The sequence below is a fragment of the Mycobacterium sp. WUMAC-067 genome, assembly GCF_020217485.1.
In the GTDB taxonomy this organism is placed as follows: domain Bacteria; phylum Actinomycetota; class Actinomycetes; order Mycobacteriales; family Mycobacteriaceae; genus Mycobacterium.
The window spans coordinates 1-20,361 of the sequence record NZ_JAEKMI010000066.1; the positions used below are offsets into that span (position 1 = coordinate 1).

Genomic DNA, 20,361 nt, shown 5'->3' on the forward strand with positions numbered 1-20,361 from the left:
AACCGACGTGGACGCCTCCGTGACGCCGGCGCTGGGTCGAGAGTCGTTGCGTAGCTGAGGTTTACACCGGCAGGTGAGCGGAAGTCGTTCTGCGACCGCCGAGGTGGGCCGGCAGCCGGGTGTATCCGTGCAAGTTGATCAGCCCTCGCGGTTGTGGGGGACCGGTCAGGCGCAGCTCGGGGAAACTCTCGAACAGTGCGCGCAGCGCGGTCGCCCCCTCGATGCGGGCCAGGGCGGCCCCGAGACAGGCGTGGATGCCGGATGCGAACGCGAGGTGGTCGCGTGCGTTGGCCCGGGTGATATCGAAAGTCGTTGGATCGGTGAACACCTTCGGGTCGCGGTTGGCGCCGCCGAGGAACAATCCGACCATGTCGCCGGCCGCGATGTGGGCGCCGGCGATTTCGACGTCGCAGTTCGGGGTGCGCGCGGTCATCTGAACCGGGCTGGCGAGCCGCAGGATCTCCTCGACCGCGGACGGCCACAGGTCCGGATTGTCGTGCAGCAGCGCCAATTGCTCGGGGTGCTGCAGTAACAGGACAATGCCGTTGCCGATCAGGTTGACCGTCGTCTCGAAGCCCGCGCCGACGATCAGCGCGGCGTTGGCGGTGAGTTCGCGGTCGGTCAGCGAGCCGTCGGCGGCCATGCGGCCGAACGGATTGTCGCTCTGCTGGGCGGCGCGCAGTCTGTGGAAGTGCTCGAGCAGGTAGTCGTCGGCGCCGCGCAGCCCGTCGATGGCGTCGCGGTAGGTCCTCCAGTCGATCCCGATGTCCAGCAGCGGGGAACCGCTGCGGCCCCACCCCAGCATGCGTGGATACGAATCAGGCGGCAGGCCAAGGATTTCGGCGATGATAGCGACCGGCAGTTGCATCGCGAAGTCGGTGATCAAATCGGGCTGGGGTGTGGCGGCGATGCGTTCGATCAACTCCATCGTCACTTCGGCGACTCGGGTGTCCAGCGAGTCGATCGCGCGCGGGGTGAAGCTTTGTGCCACCAGTTGGCGGTAGCGGGTGTGATCGGGCGGATTCACGATCACCATGGCGGGCGGTTCGACCGGGTTGGCCACACCGGGGTCGGTTTTGGCGATGAGCGCCTTCAGCGGGCGGGGCAATTCCATCTCGGCGGGGGAGGTGACACCAAAGCGCTTGTCCCGCAGGATTTGTCGACACACGGCGTGGTCGACACTGGCCCACACGTACGGGGAGCGCACCACGTGTCCGCGCGCCCGGATCTGCTCCATCAGCGCATAGCGGTCATCGCCGGCCGTTCCGCTGCGCAGCAGCCGCGCCAGGGGATCGCCGCGGCGGGCCTGAACGGCGAAGTACGCCCGCGGCACGCCGTGCATGGCCGCCCACCGGGCCCTGAGTCCGACACGCATACGGAACCCTCCCGGAACCTCAACCCCGCTCACACCCTGCGATACAATGAGACCCTAAATGTCTCGCATGTTCTGATCGCTACGATACGACGACCGCGACGAGCGGGCAAGGAGGATTCGTGACCTCGACTCGAACGGCGGAGTTCGTGCGGCGACTCACCGAACCCGATCCCGTCGTGCTGGCGCAGGTCGACAACCCCGACGAGATCACCGCCCGCATCCTGGCCGCCACCGCCGAACAGGCCGAGCTGGTGGGGATGCGCCGGACCACCATGGAAGACGTCGCGCGACGCAGCGGCGTCGGGCGCGCCACCCTATATCGGCGATTCCCGACCAAGGCGGCGCTCGTCGATGCCGTCGTGCTGGCCGAGGCGCGCCGCTTCCTCGAGGGCGACGCGCAGGCCTGGGCGCGTGGAGCGACGCTCGAAGACCGCATGGTCTACAGCACGGTGTTCTCGGTGACATTCATGCGCGAACACGCCTTGCTCAAGAAGCTGCTCCGCACCGAGCCCGAAACGATTCTGCCCAGCCTGACCATCGACGCGGGCGCCATCCTCGACTTCGCCACCGAACACGCCATGGGGCTGCTGCGCGCCGCGCTCTACGGCACGTCGAAAACCACGGCCGCTCAGGAGCGCCACCTGCGCACCGTCGCCGAACTGCACACCCGGCTGACGCTGTCATTCATCGTCACCCCGCACACCGGCATCAACCTGGCCACCATTGACGACACCCGCACGTATGTGCGCAACTACCTGATGCCGATGGTCACCGGGCCGAGCTAATCGGCTGCCTTTGGCGAGGTGGGCACTTCGTATGGTCGTCCGGCCCGCGGCGGCACCGGATTACCGCCCGCTAACCCCGTGGCGTGAGATGGGCGGTGACGATCGGGGCGACCCGCGCAATGAGTTCGTCCACCGGAGCCGACGCGATCGGCTCGACCTGCAGGACATGGCGCAGGTAGGCGATGCCCAGGAGTTGGCCCATGGCCAGATCAACACGCAGTTCGGTGTCCGACCCCGTCAGTAGTTTGGCCATCTGCGGGTACAGCTGGCCCTGAATGAACTGACGCACCAAGGCCGCCGACTCGTCGTGGGTGGCGGCGCCCCGCAGGATCGCCAGTAGGGAAGCGCCGGAGTCCGGCCGCTCCCACGCTGTGAAGAACACCCGCGTCAGGCGCGCGCCGATTTCGTCGCGGTCGCCGTCGGCGATGTGCGCGCTGATCTCGGCCGGGTCGAACGGCCACCCCATCGTGGACCGGAACAGCTCGGCCTTGCTGCCGAAATAGTGCCGGATCAACGCTGGGTCGACTCCGGCGCCGGCGGCGATGTCGCGGACCGAGGTCTTGTCGTACCCCGAATTGGCGAACAGCCGTCGCGCGGTCGCCACGATGTCGTTCCGGGTATCGGGGTTGCCGGGGCGTCGTCCAATGGGGGGCACAATCCAGAAATTCTACAGTCGTTGACTTCGGATGCGCGGGAGTTAGCGTGGACTCATAAATTCCCCAAGTGAGGAGTTAAGGAGATGCCAGCACCGCGATGGGTCGCCCGGGCCAACAAGATCGGCCTCAATCGGTTCACCAAGTTCATCGCCCCGTGGGCACCGGGATGGGGAGTGGTCGTCCACCGCGGACGCAAATCGGGGCGCACCTTCCGCACCCCGCTGTGGGTCTTCCGCCGCCACAACGGATTTGTGATCGCGCTGACGTACGGTCCCGAAACCGATTGGGTGCGCAACGTTCTCGCCGCCGGGGGCTGCGAACTGCAGACCCGGAGACGGCGGTATCAGCTCGGCGCCCCGGTCATGTTCCGCGACGAGGACGCGACCGACATGCCGGCGTTCATCCGGTTCATGCTGCGCAGGGTGATCAAGGCGCCGGAGTTCCTCCGCCTCGACATCGTGAACCAATTGGCAACGGCGCGTTGACGATGGACCTACCGAGCAGCCCGCTAGGAAAACTGGATCCGCAATTCGAGAAGCTCGGACTCGAGGTCGCCGCGTTCACGTTCGGGCTGCCGGGGACGAGCGTTCGCGAAAAGCTACTGCAGACCATCACGCTCGACATGTGCCGCTCACATCTGGGGCTGGCCTTCCGGATGCACGTCACCGCGGCCACGATGCACGGTGTCACCTACGCCGAATTGTTGGCCGCGATCCGGTTCGTCGCCCCGTACTCGGGCTACCCCGCGGCGGCGGACGCGCTGGCCCGGCTCACGGAGATCGTGATCGAAACAGGAATGGACACAAGCGATCTCGGCGAGCCACCGACGCTCGGCGCGGGAAGCGATGCGGCGGGGCGCCCCGACATCCCCGACGAATGGACCGCCAAATTCGTCGACTGGCAGCTGTCGCGGGCGTGGTCGGAGAACCTGTTGAGCAGGCGCGAGCGCGCCATCATGGCGCTGACCTCCGATGTCGGCCAGCGGGATCTCGACGAGTCGCTGCGCCACCACGTCGAACTCGCGCTCGACGCCGGTCTCAGCGCCGAGGACGTCCGTGACGTGATTCGCTTCTGCGCCGAATATGGCGTCGGGCGCGCCGCGGCGGCCCTGCGGGCGCTCGACGACGTGTTAGTTGGTTAGGGCACTTGGCGGGACTTCGCGTCACCCGACGCGAACACCACATCGGGGTTGAGGATCCCGGCCGGGTCGAAGCTGGCCTTGATGCGGCGCATCAGGTCCACCTTGACGGGGTCCTCGAGTGCGACGAAGTACGGGGCCTTGGCGCGGCCGAGGCCGTGCTCGCCGGAGATCGCCCCGCCCAATTCCATTGCCAGCGCGAAGATGTCGGTCAACAGCTTCTTCCGTGTCGCGGGGTCCGGGCAGAAGATGGCCAGGTGCACGTTGCCGTCGCCGGCGTGCCCGCATCCCGCTGCGGCGCCGCCGGCCGCCGTCGCCAAATCGCGTGCGGCGGACAGGAACTTCGGCATCGCGCCCCGCGGCACGACGGTGTCGATGAGGTCGTCGGCGTGGAGCGCCTTGAGCGTCCAGAACGCCTTCTCTCGCGCCTCGATGAGCTTGCGCGCCGCGCCGCCGTCGAGCACGTAGGCGTCGACGGCACCCAACTCGGCGAGCAGCTCACCCGTCGTCTCGACATCCTCGTCCAGCCGATCCACGGTCCGGTTCTCAAGCGCCACAACGAGATAGGCCTGGCAGCTGTCGCGGACGTCGTCGGGAACGCCCAGCTCCAGGTTCTGGGTATGGACGAGTGCGGCCATCGTCACGTTGTCGATGTACTCCAAGATGTAGGGCGCCATGCCGCTGGCGAGGATCTTCGGCACCGCCTGCATGACCTGGTCGAAGTCGGCGAACGGCGCGAGCACGGTGGCGCTGTGGTCCAGCCGCGGATGCAGCTTGACGATCACCTCGGTGGCCAGCGCCAAGGTGCCTTCGGAGCCGACGATGAGCTGGGTCAGGTCGTAGCCGGTGGAGACCTTGGCGATCTTGCCGCCGGTGCGGATGATCTCGCCGGTGGGCAGCGCGGCCTGCAAGCCGAGCACGTTGTGGCGGGCGATGCCGTACTTGACCGCGCGCATGCCGCCGGCGTTGGTGCCGACGTTGCCGCCGACGCTGGACGACAGCTCGCCGGGGTGGACCATGTACCGCAGCCCGGTGCCCGCGGTCGCGGCGTCCAGCTCGGTGAGCGTCACGCCGGGCTGGACGACGGCGACCTGGTTGGTGACGTCGACCTCGAGCACGGCGTTCATGCGCTCGAAGGAGATCAGCAGCCCGTCGGCGCGGGGGATCGCCGCGCCCGACAACCCGGTTCCCGAGCCGCGGGCCGTCACCGGAACCTGGTTGTCCGAGGCGGCCTTGAGCAGTTGCGCCACCTCGTCGGCGGTCGCGGGCTTGGCCAGGTACGCGGGTCGTTGCGGGGGCTTGGTCAGCACCTCGTCGTGCGCGTAGTCGTCGGAGATGGCGTCGCCCGTTAGTATGTGGTGCGCGCCGACGATCGTCGCGAACCGCGCTGTCATGTCGGTCATCGAAGGCCCACCTTCTCCCGTCGGACAGGCACTCACTGTATCGGGAGGGTGGGGGACGCCGGCGCACCGTAGCTGCGGCCGGCGCTGCCGTGCGGTTGCGACACGCGTGAGCCTGCGCACGTTATGTCGATGCCCGATTTGGGAACACGCGGGCTGGACTGTCTTCAACGTTGCGGAAGGATTGCGCAGTGGTTTCCTCGTCCCGCGGTTCGCGGCTCGGTACCCGGTTCGGGCCGTATGAGCTGCGATCGCAGATCGGTGCCGGGGGAATGGGCGAGGTCTATCGGGCCTACGACACGGTTAAGGACCGGATGGTCGCGCTCAAGCTGTTACGTGGCGAGACGGTCGCGGACCCTGGCTTCCAGCAACGTCTTTGGCGCGAATGCCGGAAGGTGACGCGGCTGCAGGAGCCGCATGTCCTGCCGCTGCACGATTTCGGCGAGATCGACGGGGTGCCGTTCATCGACATGCACCTGGTCGACGACGGGGGCAGCCTCAAGGACCTGCTGCGCGAGCAGGGCGCGCTGGAGCCCTCGCGCGCGGCGTCGATCACCGCGCAGGTGGCGCGCGCGCTGGACGCCGCGCACGCGGCCGGGTTGGTGCATCTCGACGTCAAACCCGAAAACATCCTGCTCACCCACGACCACTTCACCTACCTGGCCGACTTCGGCATCGCCGAAGCCGCAGGCGACGAGTCCCTTTCGCGCACGTACATGGCGCCCGAGCGGTTCACCACCGGACGCGTCGGGGCGCAGACCGACGTCTACTCCCTGGCGTGTGTGCTCTACGAGTGCCTCACCGGCCAGCCGCCGTTCGAGGGCGCCGACGCGGGGGAGCTCAAGAGCGCGCACCTGCTGTCGCCGGCGCCGCGGCCCAGCATCATGCGCCGCGGTGTCGGCCGGGACTACGACGACATCATCACCCGGGGCATGGCCAAACAGCGCACGGCCCGGTACGCATCCGCGGGCGAACTTGCCCGGGCCGCCAGCGAGGCGGTGTTCGCCGCGTACGAGCCGGTTTCGGTTGCGGCGGGTGTGAGCGGGCCTCCGCGGACGCGCCCGTTGCCGATGGTGTCGCCGGATTTCGTTGACGCCGGCGACGGCCCGGAGTCGCCTCCCGCGGCGTCGCGGCCGGCGCGTCGGCTGATTGAGGGACGTACACCGCTCGTGGTGACCGCGGTCGCGACGGTGCTGCTGATCGCCGGGCTCGTGTTGTCGGTGAAATCCGTTGTCGGGACTCATCACAACAGTTCGGCCGCGCCGCCTTCGACGGTGCACGCGGCGGCGCCTCCCGCCCCGTCGACCCCGCCGCCACCGTTGACGCCGACGCTGTCGCGTCCGGTGAAGGGCGCCGACGGGTTGGGGTTCGTCGGCGAGACGGCCCGCTGCGACCCGGGCAATCCGCCGGCCGCCGTGGTGCGCACCGCCCAGTCGCTGGCCGTGGTGTGTCAAAACCTCAGCGGGACTTACTATTACCGCGGCGAGCGGATTCGCGATGGCGCCCACATCGAGCTTTCCCATGCGCAGCGCGTCGAGGACGGCTTCGACGTCACCAATCCGGTCGACGGCGTCGTCTACGAGGTCCGCCCGCACCGGCTGCGGATCATCAGCTTCGGGCACGTCGATTCGTCGGAACCTGTGTTGCAATACGCCACGGCGTCGTAATCACTGGGAAGGCCACGTCTTTGGCATACCCTGCCATGCCACCGCGGCGGGTGGCACATGTCTTTCGAGCGCGCTAGCGGATTTGATAGCGGTTTGCGCACGAGCCCGGCGCAAGAACGGCTGAAAGCATTGGTTGCCAACGGCTTTGCTTGAGCCGCGGTATCGACACGGCGTGGCTGACGAGCCCGATTCCCGCGCCGAGGATGGGCCAGATCGGCCAGAAGTAGGTGGCATCGGTCGTCAGCGCGACGGCCGCCCAGACGGTGAGCACGATGACGACCATGGCGAGGTACGCGGCGAGGTGGGCGCGCAGTCCGCGACGGGCCGCGGCAACGCGAGCGGCGCGCCGGCGGGGATCGTGGCGCCGGATGCGATCGAGCGGCAGGCCGGCGAGGAGTTCGTGGAGTTCGTGGTCGGTCTGCGTCTGGAAAGTGGCTTGTAGCCGCCGGTCGTACTCGTCGATCTGCAGGTAGCCCTGGGCGAGGGCCTGGCCGAGGAGGTCGGCCGTGCGCTCCCGGTCGCGGTCGCCGGCGAGCGTGGATGTGGTGTCAAGCAGATTCGTCATCTCGTCTCCTTGGTCGCCGATGTGAATGCCATTAACATAGCCCTTAATGTTAATGTCGTCAACATGGCTGTGAAGCGGTCGACTGCGCGCCGGCGGGAGAGCTATCACCACGGCGATCTCAAGCGCGCGCTGACCAGCGCCGCGCTGTCGTTGGTGGCCGAGAAGGGGCCGAAAGGGTTCACCCTCACGGAGGCGGCGCGGCGTGCCGGGGTCAGCGCCGCGGCGCCGTACCGGCACTTCGCCGATAAGGCCGAGCTGCTGGCGTCGGTCGCCGAACAGGGATTCCGCGAACTGCACGCCGAGTTGGCCGCGGCGGCTGGTCGCGTGTCGGATCCGAAGGAACGGGTGACGGAGCTCGGCCGCGCCTATGTGCGGTGGGCCATTGCCCATCCCGATCACTATCAGGTGATGTTCGGGGCGTCGCTGAAGGCCGAGCAGGGTCTTGCGGTGGCCGGCGGGCAGGCGTTCGGGGATCTACTCGACGCGATCACCCACTGCCAGGAGGCTGGGATCGTCGCGGCTCAGGATCCCCGCGAGGTGGCCGGGCCGCTCTGGTCGTTGGTGCATGGCATCGCGTCGCTGGCGATCGGTGGCCACCTGCGCGCGGTGGGGATAGCCGAGGCGCCCGACGAACTGGTGGCCGGCGTTGTGGCGCAAGTGCTTTGAGCGATCACCAGGGTCGTGATGTGTCCCGGCTGGTTCCGGGGGTGAAGGTGACCGGGAGCTTGCCCAGCCCGGTCATGCTCGGGTTGCCGAGGTATTGGTGGACGTTTTCGACGTCGACCTCATAGTCGGGGATGCGGTCGAGGACGGCCTTGACCATCACCGCCGACATCAGTCGCGCCAGATGCGATCCGATGCAGCGGTGCGGTCCCAGCCCGAACGCGACGTGGCGGTTGGGCGCGCGGTCGAGGATGATCTCGTCGGGCCGGTCGAACTCGGTTTCGTCGTGGTTGGCCGAGAGCCAGCTGAGGACGACTTTGTCGTTCTTGCGGAGGCATTGGCCGCCGAGGACGAGGTCGTGAGTGACTGTGCGGCTGAGGGTTTGGTTGACGGAGAAGTAGCGCAGGAATTCGTCGGTGGCGGTGCGGTAGAGCTCGGGATGGTCGATGAGTTGCTGTCGGAGGTCGGGGTGAGTGCCCAGGTGTTGGAGCGTCAGTGCGGTTTGTGAGGTGGTGGTGTCGACGCCGCCGCCGATGAGGTTCCACAGGATGTTGAGCAGCTGCTCGTCAGTGAGGCGATGGCCGTCGAATTCGAATTGCAGCAGGAAGCTGGTCAGGTCGTCTTCGGGGTTTCTGCGTCTGGCCGTGGCGAATTCGATGACCTCTTGCATCATGGCGGGCACTTTGGCGATCGCGTCGGCGTACTCGTCGCTGTCCTGGGGGACGGCCATGACGGAGTGAAAGAGGTTGGCGTACAAGTGCCAATTGTCGTAGGGCAGGCCCATCAGCTTCATGGTCAGGATGGCCGGGACCGGGCTGGCGTAGTCGAGCACCAGGTCCATCTGTCCTGTTGTGATGTGTTGGTCGAGGAACCAGTGCGCGGATTGCTCCATGAACGGCTTGAGTTTCTCGACGGTGCCGGGGGAGAAGAACGGGGCCAGCGCGTGGCGGAGGGCTTGGTGGTAGGGGCCGTCGACCTCGCCGATGCCCAGGGCAGGTTGGCCGTCGGGGCGCGGGACGCCCATCTCGCCCTGGTAGTCGACGCCGTCGGGCGCGTTGGGTTCGTATTTGTGGGCGAAGGTGTCGCCGTCGCGGGCGGTGTGGCTGACGGCGTCGTAGCTGCTGAGGTACCAGAAGCCGTCGTAGTTCTCGTTCCAGGCGACCGGACATCGTTGCCGCAGTTCGGCATTGACGGCCAGCTCGTGGAGGTTGAACGCATCGGAATGATGGTCGAAGTCGACGGTGGCGTCGGGCCGGGCCTTCGGGCGTGTGACCATCGAAAAGCTCTCCCACGGAAGCGGTCTGCTTAGTTGGCGGTGACGGGCGCGTATTGGTTTATCTTTGCATTATTGCGCTATTGACTGGCGTGGAGAAGCTTGGTTATAGCGCGGTAGCGATTGCGTTCGTCAGGGGTCTGACTTGCTGCGGAGGTTGGGTTGAGTAGTCATCGAACGGTTTTCAATCACGTTGGGTTGTGCGTGTCGGACCGCGGGCGGTCGCGGCGCTTCTACGAGGGTCTGCTGGGGTTTCAGTTCTGGTGGGAGCTTGACCCGCCCGATGGTGCGACGTCCCAGCTGGTTGGGCTGCCAGAGCCGCTTGGCGTGCACGCGACCTATCTGGTGCGGGATGGGTTTGTGCTCGAGCTGATGGACTACTCGAAGCGGCAGGTTCACGCCGGCTCGGAGCGGGTGATGGATCAGATCGGGCTGACGCACATCTCGTTGTCGGTGTCGGATCTTCCCGGTGTGTTGGCTCAGGTGGCGGAGTTTGGGGGATCGGTGGTCGATTCGTCGGTGTCAGCCGGCGCGGCGATGATTCGGGATCCGGATGGGCAGTTGCTGGAGTTGCTGTCGGATGGGTGGTTGAAGGCGTTGCCGCCGCGGTTGTAGTTCGGTCGGACCATTTCCTTTAAACTTTGCCGCGCACAACGATTTGGGCACGTTAATTTAGCCGGCGAGCAGACTCTCGAACCACCACGTCGAGCTTACGTCGCAAGCATGGTTTACCTTGGCCCTCGCATCTCGTCGGGTTGTGTTCTTGCTGAGCTACGCAGCACTTCAGCTGCTGATATTTGCCCACGTCTTGGCTAAGATTGAGATCAAATACTTGAGACCGCATGCCAGTGTGCCAAATACGCCAAACGGCGACGTCGGTCTTTCGCCGCGCTGCGTCAAACTCGTCCTCGCATAACTGCAGGTAGCGCCGAGCATCGGGTGACTGCGTGGACGGGCAATCGTCTCGGAAATGTTCATCGACGTCCCAGGTCGCTCGATATATACCTGGGCAAGCTGGAACTTGCGTGCCCGGCTCCGAGCGAACATGCCAGCCGCCGCTATCAGCACCGCAATGGCTGTGGCCACATTTCCAATATCGCCGATCAAGGCAATCCTTTCGATCGTGCCGCCGCATTGCTGGTGCGTTGCGCCCCGTTTAAATCGACTCGCGATCTCGACAGATCCCGGCAAGGTCACATCTTTCGCAATGTGAGCACCATGACGCGAGTCGGTCCAGCTGATTGTCGCGCAGCGCCTTCCCTGCCTCGCGTATTCGTTCACGGACGTCCGTCAACAGGACCGCTTCCACCTCTTCTCGCGTGCTCTTGCCGGCCTCGTCCAGGTTGAGCACTTCGATAAGGTCGGCATTCTCACCCGTTAGCTCTTCGTAGCCGACTGCGTACACATGCAACTGGTCACGGGTGACTTCCTCAGCTTGAGCACGGTCAGTCGACTTGAAATCAACGATAGATAGCTCATCGGTGTCGAGTCGCCGGATGAGATCGATACGTCCGTCGACAGTTATGCCTGGCGCTACGTGTACTTGAATCTGCTTCTCTGAGTGCACTGTTCGCGGAATGTCTTCGCCGTGTATGGCGAAATAGCGTTGAATCGCGGCGATCGCCGCCCGTTCCAGGGTCTCGCGCAGTTCGGGATAGGCGAATGGCGTAAAGAGATGTCGTTCGACTAAAGCTTGAGCCGCGGACGCGTCGAGCATCTCGCCAGCGACGGCCTTCTTGTGGACCTCCGACAGTGCGTCATGCAATCCTTTGCCGTAGCCAAGAGCCTCGTGAAGCGGTGGGTTGAACCCGTACAGGAAGCGCAATTTGAAAGAGTAGGGACACTCGAACAGGTACTTCAACTCCGAGAACGAGAACGTGACATCAGGTACCTCATGCCTCGGTTGTGGCTCGACCCGATCGGGCAGAGGTTTCGTGCTTGGCCGCGTCGATACCCACGTTTGGCTCGTGCAGTGATCAAAGAACTCAGATCGGCTCCGATACAAGCGGTTTGGACCTGGTGAGAACGTAAGCGCAAGGTACTTCTGTGCACGCGTGATAGCTACGTAGAAGAGTCGCGTCTCGTCCTCGACCGTTCCGCGGTAGCGGTCAGCGTCTGCGATGGCGTTCTCCGGTACGACGTGGAAGACGCTAAGACCACCTTGGCGTTTCGACGGGAAGCGATTCCGGCGCATGCACGGGACGAATACGGCGGGCCACTGCATACCCTTCGCTTGATGAATTGTAGAGAGAATCACGGCGTCGGGCGACGCATATCCGATGTCGGCGTCGGACTCGGCGTAGTAGTCCGGCGCTTGGTACTGGAGCCATGCGACGAATGAGTTGTACTTCTCAGCTGGGGCCGAATTGAAATAGATCTGCTCGAAGTCGGAGATGACTTGGCTGAACTTGCCGAGTTGGTAGAAGACGAGCTCGCCTCGACCAGACTGCCCCGGTACCGATTCTTCACGTAGTTCAAGCGCCTCTAGGAAATCGAGGTAGACGCGCTGGATGTTGTAGACGCCCCACCTGTCGCCGCGGTCGAACTCTCTACCCTCCTCGAGGACCGCGACCGCGGCAGGCCACCGCGCACCGTCCGGGATTAGATTCGCGGTGTGCCAGAGCTCATATAGCTCATCGACGCCAATTTTTCGTGTCATGAATCGGAAGAGTCCGACCACTGCCGCGATTTCTGGACTGTCGAAAAGCCGGTTCAGCCCTTTGACGATGTACGGGATTCCTCGCTGCTGCAGCTCGGCAACCAGCGGTCCAGCATCTTTCGCAACTGATCTGAAAAGGACCGCGCAGTCGGACCACGATAGTCCGCGAGCCGTCGATCCGGGCTCATCCGAGAACGGAACTCCACGCATATTCTCGATGCGGTCACAGATCCAGGATGCTTCAGCGTCCTCGTCGTCGAAAGTCAGAGCGAGGACATCGCCACGATCCCATTGCTGGCTCTCGGCTGACACCATTGTCTTTGCAAGCCGCTCGGCCGGTGGGATGCGCTCTGCAACGGACCGGCCCAGCTCGACTATTCCCTTGCTAGAGCGGAAGTTTTCGGCAAGGGTGACCTTTCGAACCCCATAATGTCGCTGGGCGAAATCAATGATGTTCGCAACTTGGCTACCGCGCCATTGATAGATGGTCTGGTCGTCGTCACCGACCACGCAGAGATTCGCGCCGAACTGCACGAGGCCGGCGACTAGACGCTCCTGCAAAGCGTTGACGTCCTGGTACTCATCGACAACGACGTACTGTATGTCGTTCTGGATGTGTTCTTGAATCGCCCGTGCGTTCTCGTCTTCAGCGGGATCAAGCTCGAGGTATGCAACGGTGAGATTGATCATCTCCGTGAAATCGAACTGCGCCTTTTCGACTAGGAGTGTCAGGTATGAGTCCAGAGATTCCAGTACACGCTGGTCGATCAGTGCGTCATCCACCATGTCTTCGCGGAGGATGCTCGTAATTTGGAGATACAAGCGAGAGTGGATGTAACGACGGAGCGCTGGTGTGTTCGCTGACGTAGTGGGGCATGTCGTCAACCCAGAACGCCTGCTATTGCGGTCAATGAGAAGACGTGCGGTGATCTCGGTCAGCACAGAGAATTTGAATGTGTCGGGAACTAAGCGCTGCAACAGGTCTAAGCAATAACTGTGCATGGTTCCGATGTACATCTCAGCCATACCGACAACTTCGCCATGCTGCTCGTTGACGAGATGGAGAACACGGTCCTTTAGCTCTGCGGCGGCCTTCTCCGTGAAGGTGAATGCCACGATATTTCGTGGCTCGACTCCTGGTTGACGGAGGATATTCGCGATTCGCTGCGAAATCACCTGAGTCTTACCAGATCCGGCGCAGGCGATGATCTGCAACGGCTCGTCGAGGCAGTTAATTGCTTCCTGTTGAGTTGGGGTGTAATTCGTCATGCCAAGCCTTCGGAGCCACGAGGAGTGGTCTGAATGCTCCTCACCTTCGTGATCTTCGCGACTCGTTTAGTGATCTCCTCGCCTAGCCAAACGAAATCGCTAAGGTCCTTGTTGCGAAGCTCGTTCGGCAACTGCGTGATCGCTAGCTCTTTCCATGCCTTCGAATAGCTGTAGTGCGTTCGTCCTTTGCACCGTTGTGTGGTGTCGTGGGCATCCTCGCCCAACGGCTTGCTGATCGCAGCCGCAGCATCCGGCGGTATCAGATCCTCGATTTCGATCTGGTGGTCTCCATTGCCGCAGGCGTTTGGCCAAGCGCTGAGCGAAACGATGTGATCGGACGTCGTCCAACCAAAGTCCTTGAGATGCTCGCGGGCCGAACGGCCATGTGGATCGTGGTCTAAGACTGCGATCACGGGCAGATGAGTAGCTGAATCAGCAAGTACTGCTTGGAAAACTACCTTTTTGGCGCCGCCCGCATTGACGAAGTGAATCCCGTCGATCAGATCGCTGCGGCCAGCTGCTTCGAGTCCGTATCTCAGGAACAACGCGTCGGTGTATCCCTCGGTAACGACTACCGCTCGAGTGCCCGCAGGCGCAGAGGTGGCTTGCTCCAGCACCCGTGCAAGGCCGCGGTCAGTGAACAAGGAACCCAAAAGCTCCGCGCGGCCTTCGTCTCCGCGTGCTGTCGCGGCCAGGTGGGTGTTGCCGTCCTTACTTTTTCGGAGCTCCGTGACTCGAGCTTCAGTCCGGCGGGAAATGATGTGCGGTGAGTGTGTTGTCACTAGCAGAGTTACCTCAGGCCTCTCCGCCAGCTTCTCGAGCTGCTGCGCGATGCCCTCTTGCGCAGCAGGGTGTAGAAACGCCTCCGGCTCTTCGACGGCAAGCACTAAGGACCGTCTGCTCTGATCGGCAAGGTACTGGAGCATCGAGACAAGAACGGCGCCGCGGAGACCGGTACCCTTGCCTTTGAGTTCGGTGCTGGCGGCATCAGCGAGCGTTATCCCGACAGATGACAATGTGTCGCTGAGCGTGGGAACGTCGGGTAAAAGGTCGACGAGGCGGATCTCTGAAAACACCGAAGAAACTCGATCAAAGACGCGATCGCGTAGCGGCTTCAGGAGTACTGTGCGGAGTCCCTTCACGTACCTCTCTCGGAGTTTCTCGGTCTCGGCGAGTTGAGTCGATAGGTGGTCATTGATCACGAGTTGCAGTATCTCCCTGAACTTTCCGTTCAGAACGGACTCGAGATCCTCGCCGCTGTGGACGACTCCGAAACGCACAACTTTGAGGAACTGAGTCTCGAGAGCGATGTGCTCCTGACTATCCAGAGGGAGTGAAACTGCGCCGAGTCCCCTTGCTTGGTAGCTGACCTGTCTCGTCCCCTGAGCGCCGAAAGTCACAACACGGCGGATCTCTCCGTCAGCGGCGTACGTCTTGGCTCGTCGCCCTGGATCGCGACCTTGCTTCTTGCGGAGCGCGAGTTCATACTTGCGCGCCCGGTCGAGAAGTGTCGACTGAGGACTGCTCTTGTCGGTGCTCCTAAAGGTGAGGGTAATTCGCGTCTGCCGCGGTGCTCCCTTACCTTGCGTGGCTGCAGGTCGATCGCGTTCAGGCACAAAGACCGCTTCTGGGTCCATGGACAGTTCTAACGCCGAAATAAGGTTTGATTTGCCGCAGTTATTCGGCCCCACGAAGAAGTTCGCGCCGTCGGCGACCTCGAACTCGTGTTCGTTAAGAAAGCTGCGGAAGTTACTCAGCTTGATGTGCGTCAGCTTCATGACGGACTAAACGCGTTGACCCGCATCATTGTGATACCTCGAAGACCTTCATGACCTCGTCGCCGTAATCGTTAATGACCTTGACCGCGATCTTGTTGCCTTCGGTCGGCGCCGGAAACGGGCGCGAAACTGTCTGGTACAACGATTCCCACGCTTCCTCGTCGATGTCCGCCTTGAGCGCAGTCTTGAGCCGTTTGTAGGGATCGTTACCACCGGTGAAGTAGCAGTGGCGTACGAAGAACGATTCGCCGTCGTAGTCGGTATCGATCATCCAGAGTGCGATCTGGCCGGTGTCATTGCTGCGCACTTCGCCGGTTGTGGGATCGTAGATGTCGACACCCTTGAGGTCTACGACGTAGCCATCTGCTGTGTGCACGATTTCGATGTCCGGCTCGCCGAACACCGTGAAAAGGTTTCCAGCTCCGGTTTTCTTAAGCTCCTCGCCCATGAGCAGGTCGGCGTTCATCCGCACCATGAGTACGGGCAATTTGCCGAGGAGACGCGCCCCTTCGACTTGAGCGAATCCCTCGTCGGTCGCCTCGACAGTCACTCCATCAGTCTCGGTCACGTTGGTGACATTGGGATCGAATGCGAATCCCAGGATGCAGAGCAGATCGATATTCTCGGCCTGGATCGCTTCCTTGGCTGCATTTTTCACGTATGTCGCGCTTACAGTTCCATACTGCGGGCCGATAGCCACGCCGACTCGAGTTCGCCTGGTCTGCGCACCGGTCTCGATCTGTTCGCCAATAGCTTGAATGTACGAACCGGCATAGGTCTCAAACGCCGCAAATGTTATCCGCTCGGACCGTGTGCCGTTCTGAATGCCCGCCTTAGCAAGGTTATCCAAGATCGATTGCTCGAAGTTTGGGCCAGCAGCGTCTTTCCCCGCATCCGTCTCTGACGCCGGCTCCTCCCAGTCGCTGAAAGACAGTGCGCGGTGCGGACTGAGCGATTCAACCGTGAACGGCCCCGCGACGCGGATTCTCTTTGAATCCTCAAACGGCTTGTCATACAGGAGCTTAAATTCGGCGTGCCGCTTAATCGCAGCGTCGATCTGTTCGCGAGTCATTCCTTCACGAATGTCGGGGTTGTTGGCGATGGACTTAAGCGTGATGTGTTGCACACGTTCGCACACAAATCCATGACGAATGTCGTTGCCAAATTCGCTCCGTGGCAAATTATGGGCGGTCAGTGATTGTTCCCTCGTGTAGCCTTCGAGGCTGTCAGCAAGGAGGAACCAACGATACCGCGAACTCATAACACGTTGGCGTGCCAGTGCCAATGCCACCCGGGAGGTATCAATCGTGACCCAACGACGGCCCCACCCCTCAGCGACGAATGCGGTCGTGCCAGAGCCACAGGTTGGATCGAGAACTAGATCCCCAGGGTCCGTGCACATCAGCATGCACCGCTCAATTACCTTCGGTGATGTCTGAACGACGTAAGTCTTAGGATCAGAGTAGCCGCTGATAACTGTGTCGTCCCAGAGGTTCGTGTATGGCGCCCACGGAAAGTCGGAGGCAAGCCTCACATATCGGAGACGGGCGCCGACCGGCACAAGGCGGCCCGCCCAGGCGAGCCGGTCGCGGCCTGCCTTATTTGTCTTCCAGTGTGTAGTCGGCGCGATATCGTACGCTTTTCCCTGAAAAACATAGGGACCCGTGTCGTCATTCGCTCCGGAGGATGACATGTCGCCGGGCATGTAGAACTCGGCGCCAGCAGGTATTTCAGCCGTACCGGCGCGCTCGGCTTGCGTCGAAGTTCTATGTGTGCCGTCCGGTAGCCGTAATCGCGTGTATTGCTCCCTGAGGGTTCGCTCTGAACGAGGCTTCCAGAGTGGGCGATACTTTGCGGTCTCTCGGTCCTTCGCGTACCAGATTATGGAATCACTCACGAGATCGAGGAAGTCCGACGCCCTTCCGCTCGTCGTGAAGTAGTTGATCGCTCCTAAGAAGTTATCCGCACCGAAGACCTCATCCATCAACGCACGGACGAGGTGGACATTCTCGTCACCAATCTGCACAAAGCATGATCCGGACTCGATCAACAGATCTCGCGCGGCAGCTAGGCGATCACGAAGGTACGAAAGGTACGAGTGGATGCCAAGTTCCCATGTATCGCGGAACGCCTTGATTTGCTCCGCCTCGCGAACTGCGTCTGAGAGCTTGCCGTCCTTAATGTCGCGTTTTCTTGTCGAAACTTGCCAATTTGAACCGAACTTGATCCCGTAAGGTGGGTCGATGTACACCATCTGGACCTTGCCTCGTAGCTTTTCTCGGTCGGCGAGCGAGGCCATCACTTGAAGGCTATCGCCCAGGATCATTCGGTTTGACCAGTTTGCGTCATGCTCGTAGAACTCAAGCTGTTGAAGGTCGTCCAGCCCATCGAAGGAGTCGAATAGAGTGAACTCGGGCTCATCTTCTGGTCGATCCGTGGTCCGTCGAAGGTTCTCGATCAACACCCGTGGGTCGATCTTTTCCTGGATATATATGGGCGGCGCGTCGGCCACCAGGTCGTTGTTTTGACCGTCGAAATCTTCTCCTGACGGGTACTTGCCGCGCCAAACAAGCTGTGGGTCAAGCGATTCGTTGCGTGCGTACCTTACCTGACGAACCTCTTCTAAGACGCTGCTGTCAAGGAAGTCGATGTTATCCGCAGTTGGGATGTTGGTTCGCTTTTCGCCATGCGTAATTGAGTCAACGGGAGTTCCGCCCTTTGAGATGTTACGCGCCACGAGCCCTCCTATCGGTGCCGGTCTGGTAGAAGTCGAGAAGATCGGGATCGCCGATGATCGGCGCATCCTCGTAGAGGGTCTGAATCGATTCTGCGATAAGTACTTTGAAACTGGCGGGGTCTTTCATCTCGACATAGCCCCACCGGCCGAACCCGCCGTGATTGTTCACTGCCACGCACCATGAATCGCGCGCCGTCGTCGCCTTCTGTTCCGGCGATCCCGGGCTATGCGCGTTCTTCTGGCTGCCGGAGACCTCAATGATCAGAGTGCGATCGACGTCGGATTCGTTATGCTTGGTTAGCCGGACCAAAAAATCGGGGACGTACGAGTGACTGCGGCCTTTGTGGACGTAGGGGATCGTGAAACCGAGATGGTCGTTCTTTACATAAGCATGAACGTTCTTGTTCAGCTCAAGCTCAACGGCCAGCCGTTGCTCCCACGTGTTGCCGTGCTTGCCATCGAGAGTGACGTGGGAGACCTCAGACTTCTCGGTGGTCGCGACGCGTTTACGAGTTACGAAGTTGACTGAGCCCGTTGAACCTTGAGGATCGAAACGATTGATCATCGGCCGGAGTCGCTCACGCCGGTTGCCTTGTTGCCGAGTGATTGCATTCCAGACTTGCTCGGCAGCGAGCACGCGTGCCTCAGTGATCGTCATGAGGTGGCCAAGGTTGTAATCGCCCTTGGTCACCACGCGTTTATCAATCCAGTCTTTGCAAATTCGGACCAGGCGGGGAAAGAGCCACGGGCGCTTATCGTTCGCGGCCGTGAACCGCTCATCGAGAATGCGTTTGGCAAGCGCGAAAGCGACCTGCTGCGCCCGATAGTGGGTCGGGTCCCCCTCGTCGAGCTCCCTCCTGCCGACGACACCGCCCATCTCGACCCACGTCGGAACGGTGTTGGGGCCGATCTCGAACACTGGGGCGTCATCCAGGTCGATCCACATATCTTCGTCGGGCAACTCAACTCGGTAGCCGTCGAGCTTCGGGAATGTGATTCTCAAATGCTCCCGACCTTCTATTGCACGAACTTCGATAGAGGGCTTCGGAGGCAAAGGATCAGCAACAGGCTTGTCTCCGGAGATGAATTGGAAGGGTATTCCGTACACGTTGGCGTACTCGGGCTCAAAGTATCCGTCGTCGTTGGTCGCGTAGGTGCGTCGGCGCAAGCCACGACCTACGACCTGTTCGCACAGGAGCTGACTACCGAACGCCCGGACCCCGAGGATATGGGTGACGGTGTTGGCATCCCAGCCTTCAGTGAGCATCGAAACACTGACGACGCACCGAATGTCGGCACCAAGCTTGCCCTTCTTGCCGACAGTGTTCATGACTTCGCGGAGAAGGTCTTCATCGGTAAGCTTGTCGATGTCAGCACCGGGGTTGCGCTGGCGATATTCTGCTTTGAACTTGGCGATTTCGAGGCCGGCCGCCTTCTTAAAGTCGTCCTTGAGCGCCTCGCCGGACTCGAGCTGCGCAGAGTCGACGAGAATGCTGTGAGGGCGGGCTACCGGCTGCCCGTCAATCACGTTGTTAAACAGCTGAAGGTTGCCTACTTTGTGGGCAATAACCTCGTCGTCCTCGACGATTGCCTCGCCGGCGATCCAGTCGTAGACGAGCTTGCTGACCACGGTGTTAGGGCAGACAACGATGAAGACCGGGGGCGTCTCGCCGTACGACCTGAGGTTGGCTTCCCAGTGCTCATACGCCCGTTCGTAACTGCGATACAAACTGCGGAGCGCGCCTTCCAACTCTTTGGGTGGAAGCCAATCTTCAACGGCGTCTTTCGCGGCGCGCTTCGGCAGCTGCTGTCCGACGTGCCTCCACAGTTGAAGATAGGTGACGAGCTCGTCATCGGCATCGTCGTCAACCGGTGTACGAGGAACTTTGACGATTCCAGACTCGATCGCATCCATAAGCGAGAAGTCGCTAACCGTCCACGGAAAAATGTAACCCTCGTTATAGCCGCTCCCAGAAAGATAGAAGGGAGTTGCAGATAGATCCCAAATTTGCTTGATGCCTACATGTTTCGCCACCGCTCGGAGCCCGGAAAACCATACGCCCGCCTGCTCGTTCTCTTCGTTCTGTTCCTTATCGCGCTTCTCGCCCGCTTGGATGGGGCGAGCCAGGTAACAGTGGTGGGCCTCGTCGTTGAGCACCATGATCTGCTGCTTGTCAGCACCAAGGTCTCGCAAGACTCGGCTGACCATCGCTTGCGGTGATTCCTTAAAAGGGTCGTCCTTGCGGTCACCCTTTAGCAGCAGCCGAGTGTTCTTTGCGATGCTCCTTATCTCTCTAGCGTCTTTGAGGAAGAAGGAGTGATAGTTGGTGATGACAATGCGCGCGGTATCGAGACCGCCTTTGAGATCGGTCGGGACGAGGTCTCGCAAGTCGTAG

At 62.0% G+C, this 20,361-nt stretch carries 16 protein-coding genes; 6 read left to right on the top strand and 10 right to left on the bottom strand.

The window, feature by feature from the left end; all coding sequences use genetic code 11:
* Positions 1-61: 61 nt before the first annotated feature.
* Positions 62-1,375, bottom strand: coding sequence for a cytochrome P450 (locus JF781_RS25340; RefSeq protein ID WP_225330197.1), 1,314 nt, complete (start codon positions 1,373-1,375; stop codon positions 62-64).
* 119 nt (positions 1,376-1,494) lie between these two features.
* On the opposite strand from JF781_RS25340, the gene JF781_RS25345 reads away from it, so the two are divergent.
* Entirely contained in the window at positions 1,495-2,160 is a 666-nt protein-coding gene (locus JF781_RS25345) for a TetR/AcrR family transcriptional regulator (protein ID WP_225330196.1), read from the top strand.
* Positions 2,161-2,230: 70 nt separating this feature from the next.
* Here the strand turns inward: JF781_RS25345 and JF781_RS25350 are convergent, their stop codons facing one another.
* Positions 2,231-2,815 (bottom strand): TetR/AcrR family transcriptional regulator, encoded by a 585-nt coding sequence (locus JF781_RS25350; protein ID WP_225330195.1) that lies wholly within the window; start codon positions 2,813-2,815, stop codon positions 2,231-2,233.
* Between the two features lie 84 nt (positions 2,816-2,899).
* On the opposite strand from JF781_RS25350, the gene JF781_RS25355 reads away from it, so the two are divergent.
* Together JF781_RS25355 and JF781_RS25360 are read left to right on the top strand one after the other, a co-directional pair.
* Entirely contained in the window at positions 2,900-3,301 is a 402-nt protein-coding gene (locus JF781_RS25355) for a nitroreductase family deazaflavin-dependent oxidoreductase (RefSeq protein WP_225330194.1), read from the top strand.
* Positions 3,302-3,303: 2 nt separating this feature from the next.
* Positions 3,304-3,957 carry a carboxymuconolactone decarboxylase family protein gene (locus tag JF781_RS25360; protein ID WP_225330193.1) on the top strand — a complete coding sequence of 218 codons (654 nt, stop codon included), beginning with the start codon at positions 3,304-3,306 and terminating at the stop codon, positions 3,955-3,957.
* Here JF781_RS25360 and JF781_RS25365 read toward each other — a convergent pair.
* Positions 3,954-5,357: an FAD-binding oxidoreductase gene (locus JF781_RS25365; RefSeq protein ID WP_225330192.1), complete on the bottom strand. Its 1,404-nt coding sequence runs from the start codon at positions 5,355-5,357 to the stop codon at positions 3,954-3,956. The genes JF781_RS25360 and JF781_RS25365 overlap by 4 nt on opposite strands.
* Before the next feature lie 188 nt (positions 5,358-5,545).
* Between JF781_RS25365 and JF781_RS25370 the strand changes: the two genes are divergently transcribed.
* Positions 5,546-7,021, top strand: a complete 1,476-nt coding sequence (locus JF781_RS25370) for a serine/threonine-protein kinase (protein ID WP_225330191.1) — start codon at positions 5,546-5,548, stop codon at positions 7,019-7,021.
* A gap of 73 nt (positions 7,022-7,094) precedes the next feature.
* Here JF781_RS25370 and JF781_RS25375 read toward each other — a convergent pair whose 3' ends face one another.
* Positions 7,095-7,586: a DUF1707 domain-containing protein gene (locus JF781_RS25375; RefSeq protein ID WP_225330190.1), complete on the bottom strand. Its 492-nt coding sequence runs from the start codon at positions 7,584-7,586 to the stop codon at positions 7,095-7,097.
* A 69-nt stretch (positions 7,587-7,655) separates the two neighbouring features.
* Between JF781_RS25375 and JF781_RS25380 the strand changes: the two genes are divergently transcribed.
* Entirely contained in the window at positions 7,656-8,252 is a 597-nt protein-coding gene (locus JF781_RS25380) for a TetR/AcrR family transcriptional regulator (RefSeq protein WP_225330198.1), read from the top strand.
* Positions 8,253-8,256: 4 nt separating this feature from the next.
* Here JF781_RS25380 and JF781_RS25385 read toward each other — a convergent pair whose 3' ends face one another.
* The gene (locus tag JF781_RS25385; protein WP_225330189.1) at positions 8,257-9,525 is read right to left on the bottom strand and encodes a cytochrome P450; all 1,269 of its coding nucleotides are present in this window, start codon (positions 9,523-9,525) and stop codon (positions 8,257-8,259) included.
* Between the two features lie 159 nt (positions 9,526-9,684).
* Here JF781_RS25385 and JF781_RS25390 point away from each other — a divergent pair, with 159 nt between their 5' ends.
* Positions 9,685-10,137: a VOC family protein gene (locus JF781_RS25390; protein WP_225330188.1), complete on the top strand. Its 453-nt coding sequence runs from the start codon at positions 9,685-9,687 to the stop codon at positions 10,135-10,137.
* A gap of 168 nt (positions 10,138-10,305) precedes the next feature.
* On the opposite strand, the gene JF781_RS25395 is transcribed toward JF781_RS25390, so the two are convergent.
* The 5 genes from JF781_RS25395 to JF781_RS25415 all read right to left on the bottom strand — a co-directional run.
* Positions 10,306-10,719, bottom strand: coding sequence for a hypothetical protein (locus JF781_RS25395; RefSeq protein WP_225330187.1), 414 nt, complete (start codon positions 10,717-10,719; stop codon positions 10,306-10,308).
* A complete protein-coding gene (locus JF781_RS25400) occupies positions 10,679-13,450 on the bottom strand; it encodes an ATP-dependent DNA helicase (protein ID WP_225330186.1) in 2,772 nt (923 codons plus the stop codon). The genes JF781_RS25395 and JF781_RS25400 overlap by 41 nt, the downstream gene beginning before the upstream one ends.
* Positions 13,447-15,228, bottom strand: coding sequence for an ATP-dependent endonuclease (locus tag JF781_RS25405; RefSeq protein ID WP_225330185.1), 1,782 nt, complete (start codon positions 15,226-15,228; stop codon positions 13,447-13,449). Before JF781_RS25405 ends, JF781_RS25400 begins: the two co-directional genes overlap by 4 nt.
* A gap of 25 nt (positions 15,229-15,253) precedes the next feature.
* Complete coding sequence (locus tag JF781_RS25410; RefSeq protein WP_225330184.1) at positions 15,254-17,965, bottom strand: site-specific DNA-methyltransferase; 2,712 nt, start codon at positions 17,963-17,965, stop codon at positions 15,254-15,256.
* Positions 17,955-20,361 (bottom strand): BPTD_3080 family restriction endonuclease (locus tag JF781_RS25415; RefSeq protein WP_225330183.1); only part of this gene is annotated, 2,407 nt, incomplete at its 5' end. The genes JF781_RS25415 and JF781_RS25410, both read right to left, overlap by 11 nt.

Bases quoted from the DNA above. Each gene is read 5' to 3' on its own strand.
- JF781_RS25385 (WP_225330189.1), bottom strand. From the start codon at position 9,525: ATGGTCACACGCCCGAAGGCCCGGCCCGACGCCACCGTCGACTTCGAC.
- JF781_RS25375 (WP_225330190.1), bottom strand. From the start codon at position 7,586: ATGACGAATCTGCTTGACACCACATCCACGCTCGCCGGCGACCGCGAC.
- JF781_RS25405 (WP_225330185.1), bottom strand. From the start codon at position 15,228: ATGAAGCTGACGCACATCAAGCTGAGTAACTTCCGCAGCTTTCTTAAC.
- JF781_RS25400 (WP_225330186.1), bottom strand. From the start codon at position 13,450: ATGACGAATTACACCCCAACTCAACAGGAAGCAATTAACTGCCTCGAC.
- JF781_RS25360 (WP_225330193.1), top strand. From the start codon at position 3,304: ATGGACCTACCGAGCAGCCCGCTAGGAAAACTGGATCCGCAATTCGAG.
- JF781_RS25355 (WP_225330194.1), top strand. From the start codon at position 2,900: ATGCCAGCACCGCGATGGGTCGCCCGGGCCAACAAGATCGGCCTCAAT.
- JF781_RS25365 (WP_225330192.1), bottom strand. From the start codon at position 5,357: ATGACCGACATGACAGCGCGGTTCGCGACGATCGTCGGCGCGCACCAC.
- JF781_RS25340 (WP_225330197.1), bottom strand. From the start codon at position 1,375: ATGCGTGTCGGACTCAGGGCCCGGTGGGCGGCCATGCACGGCGTGCCG.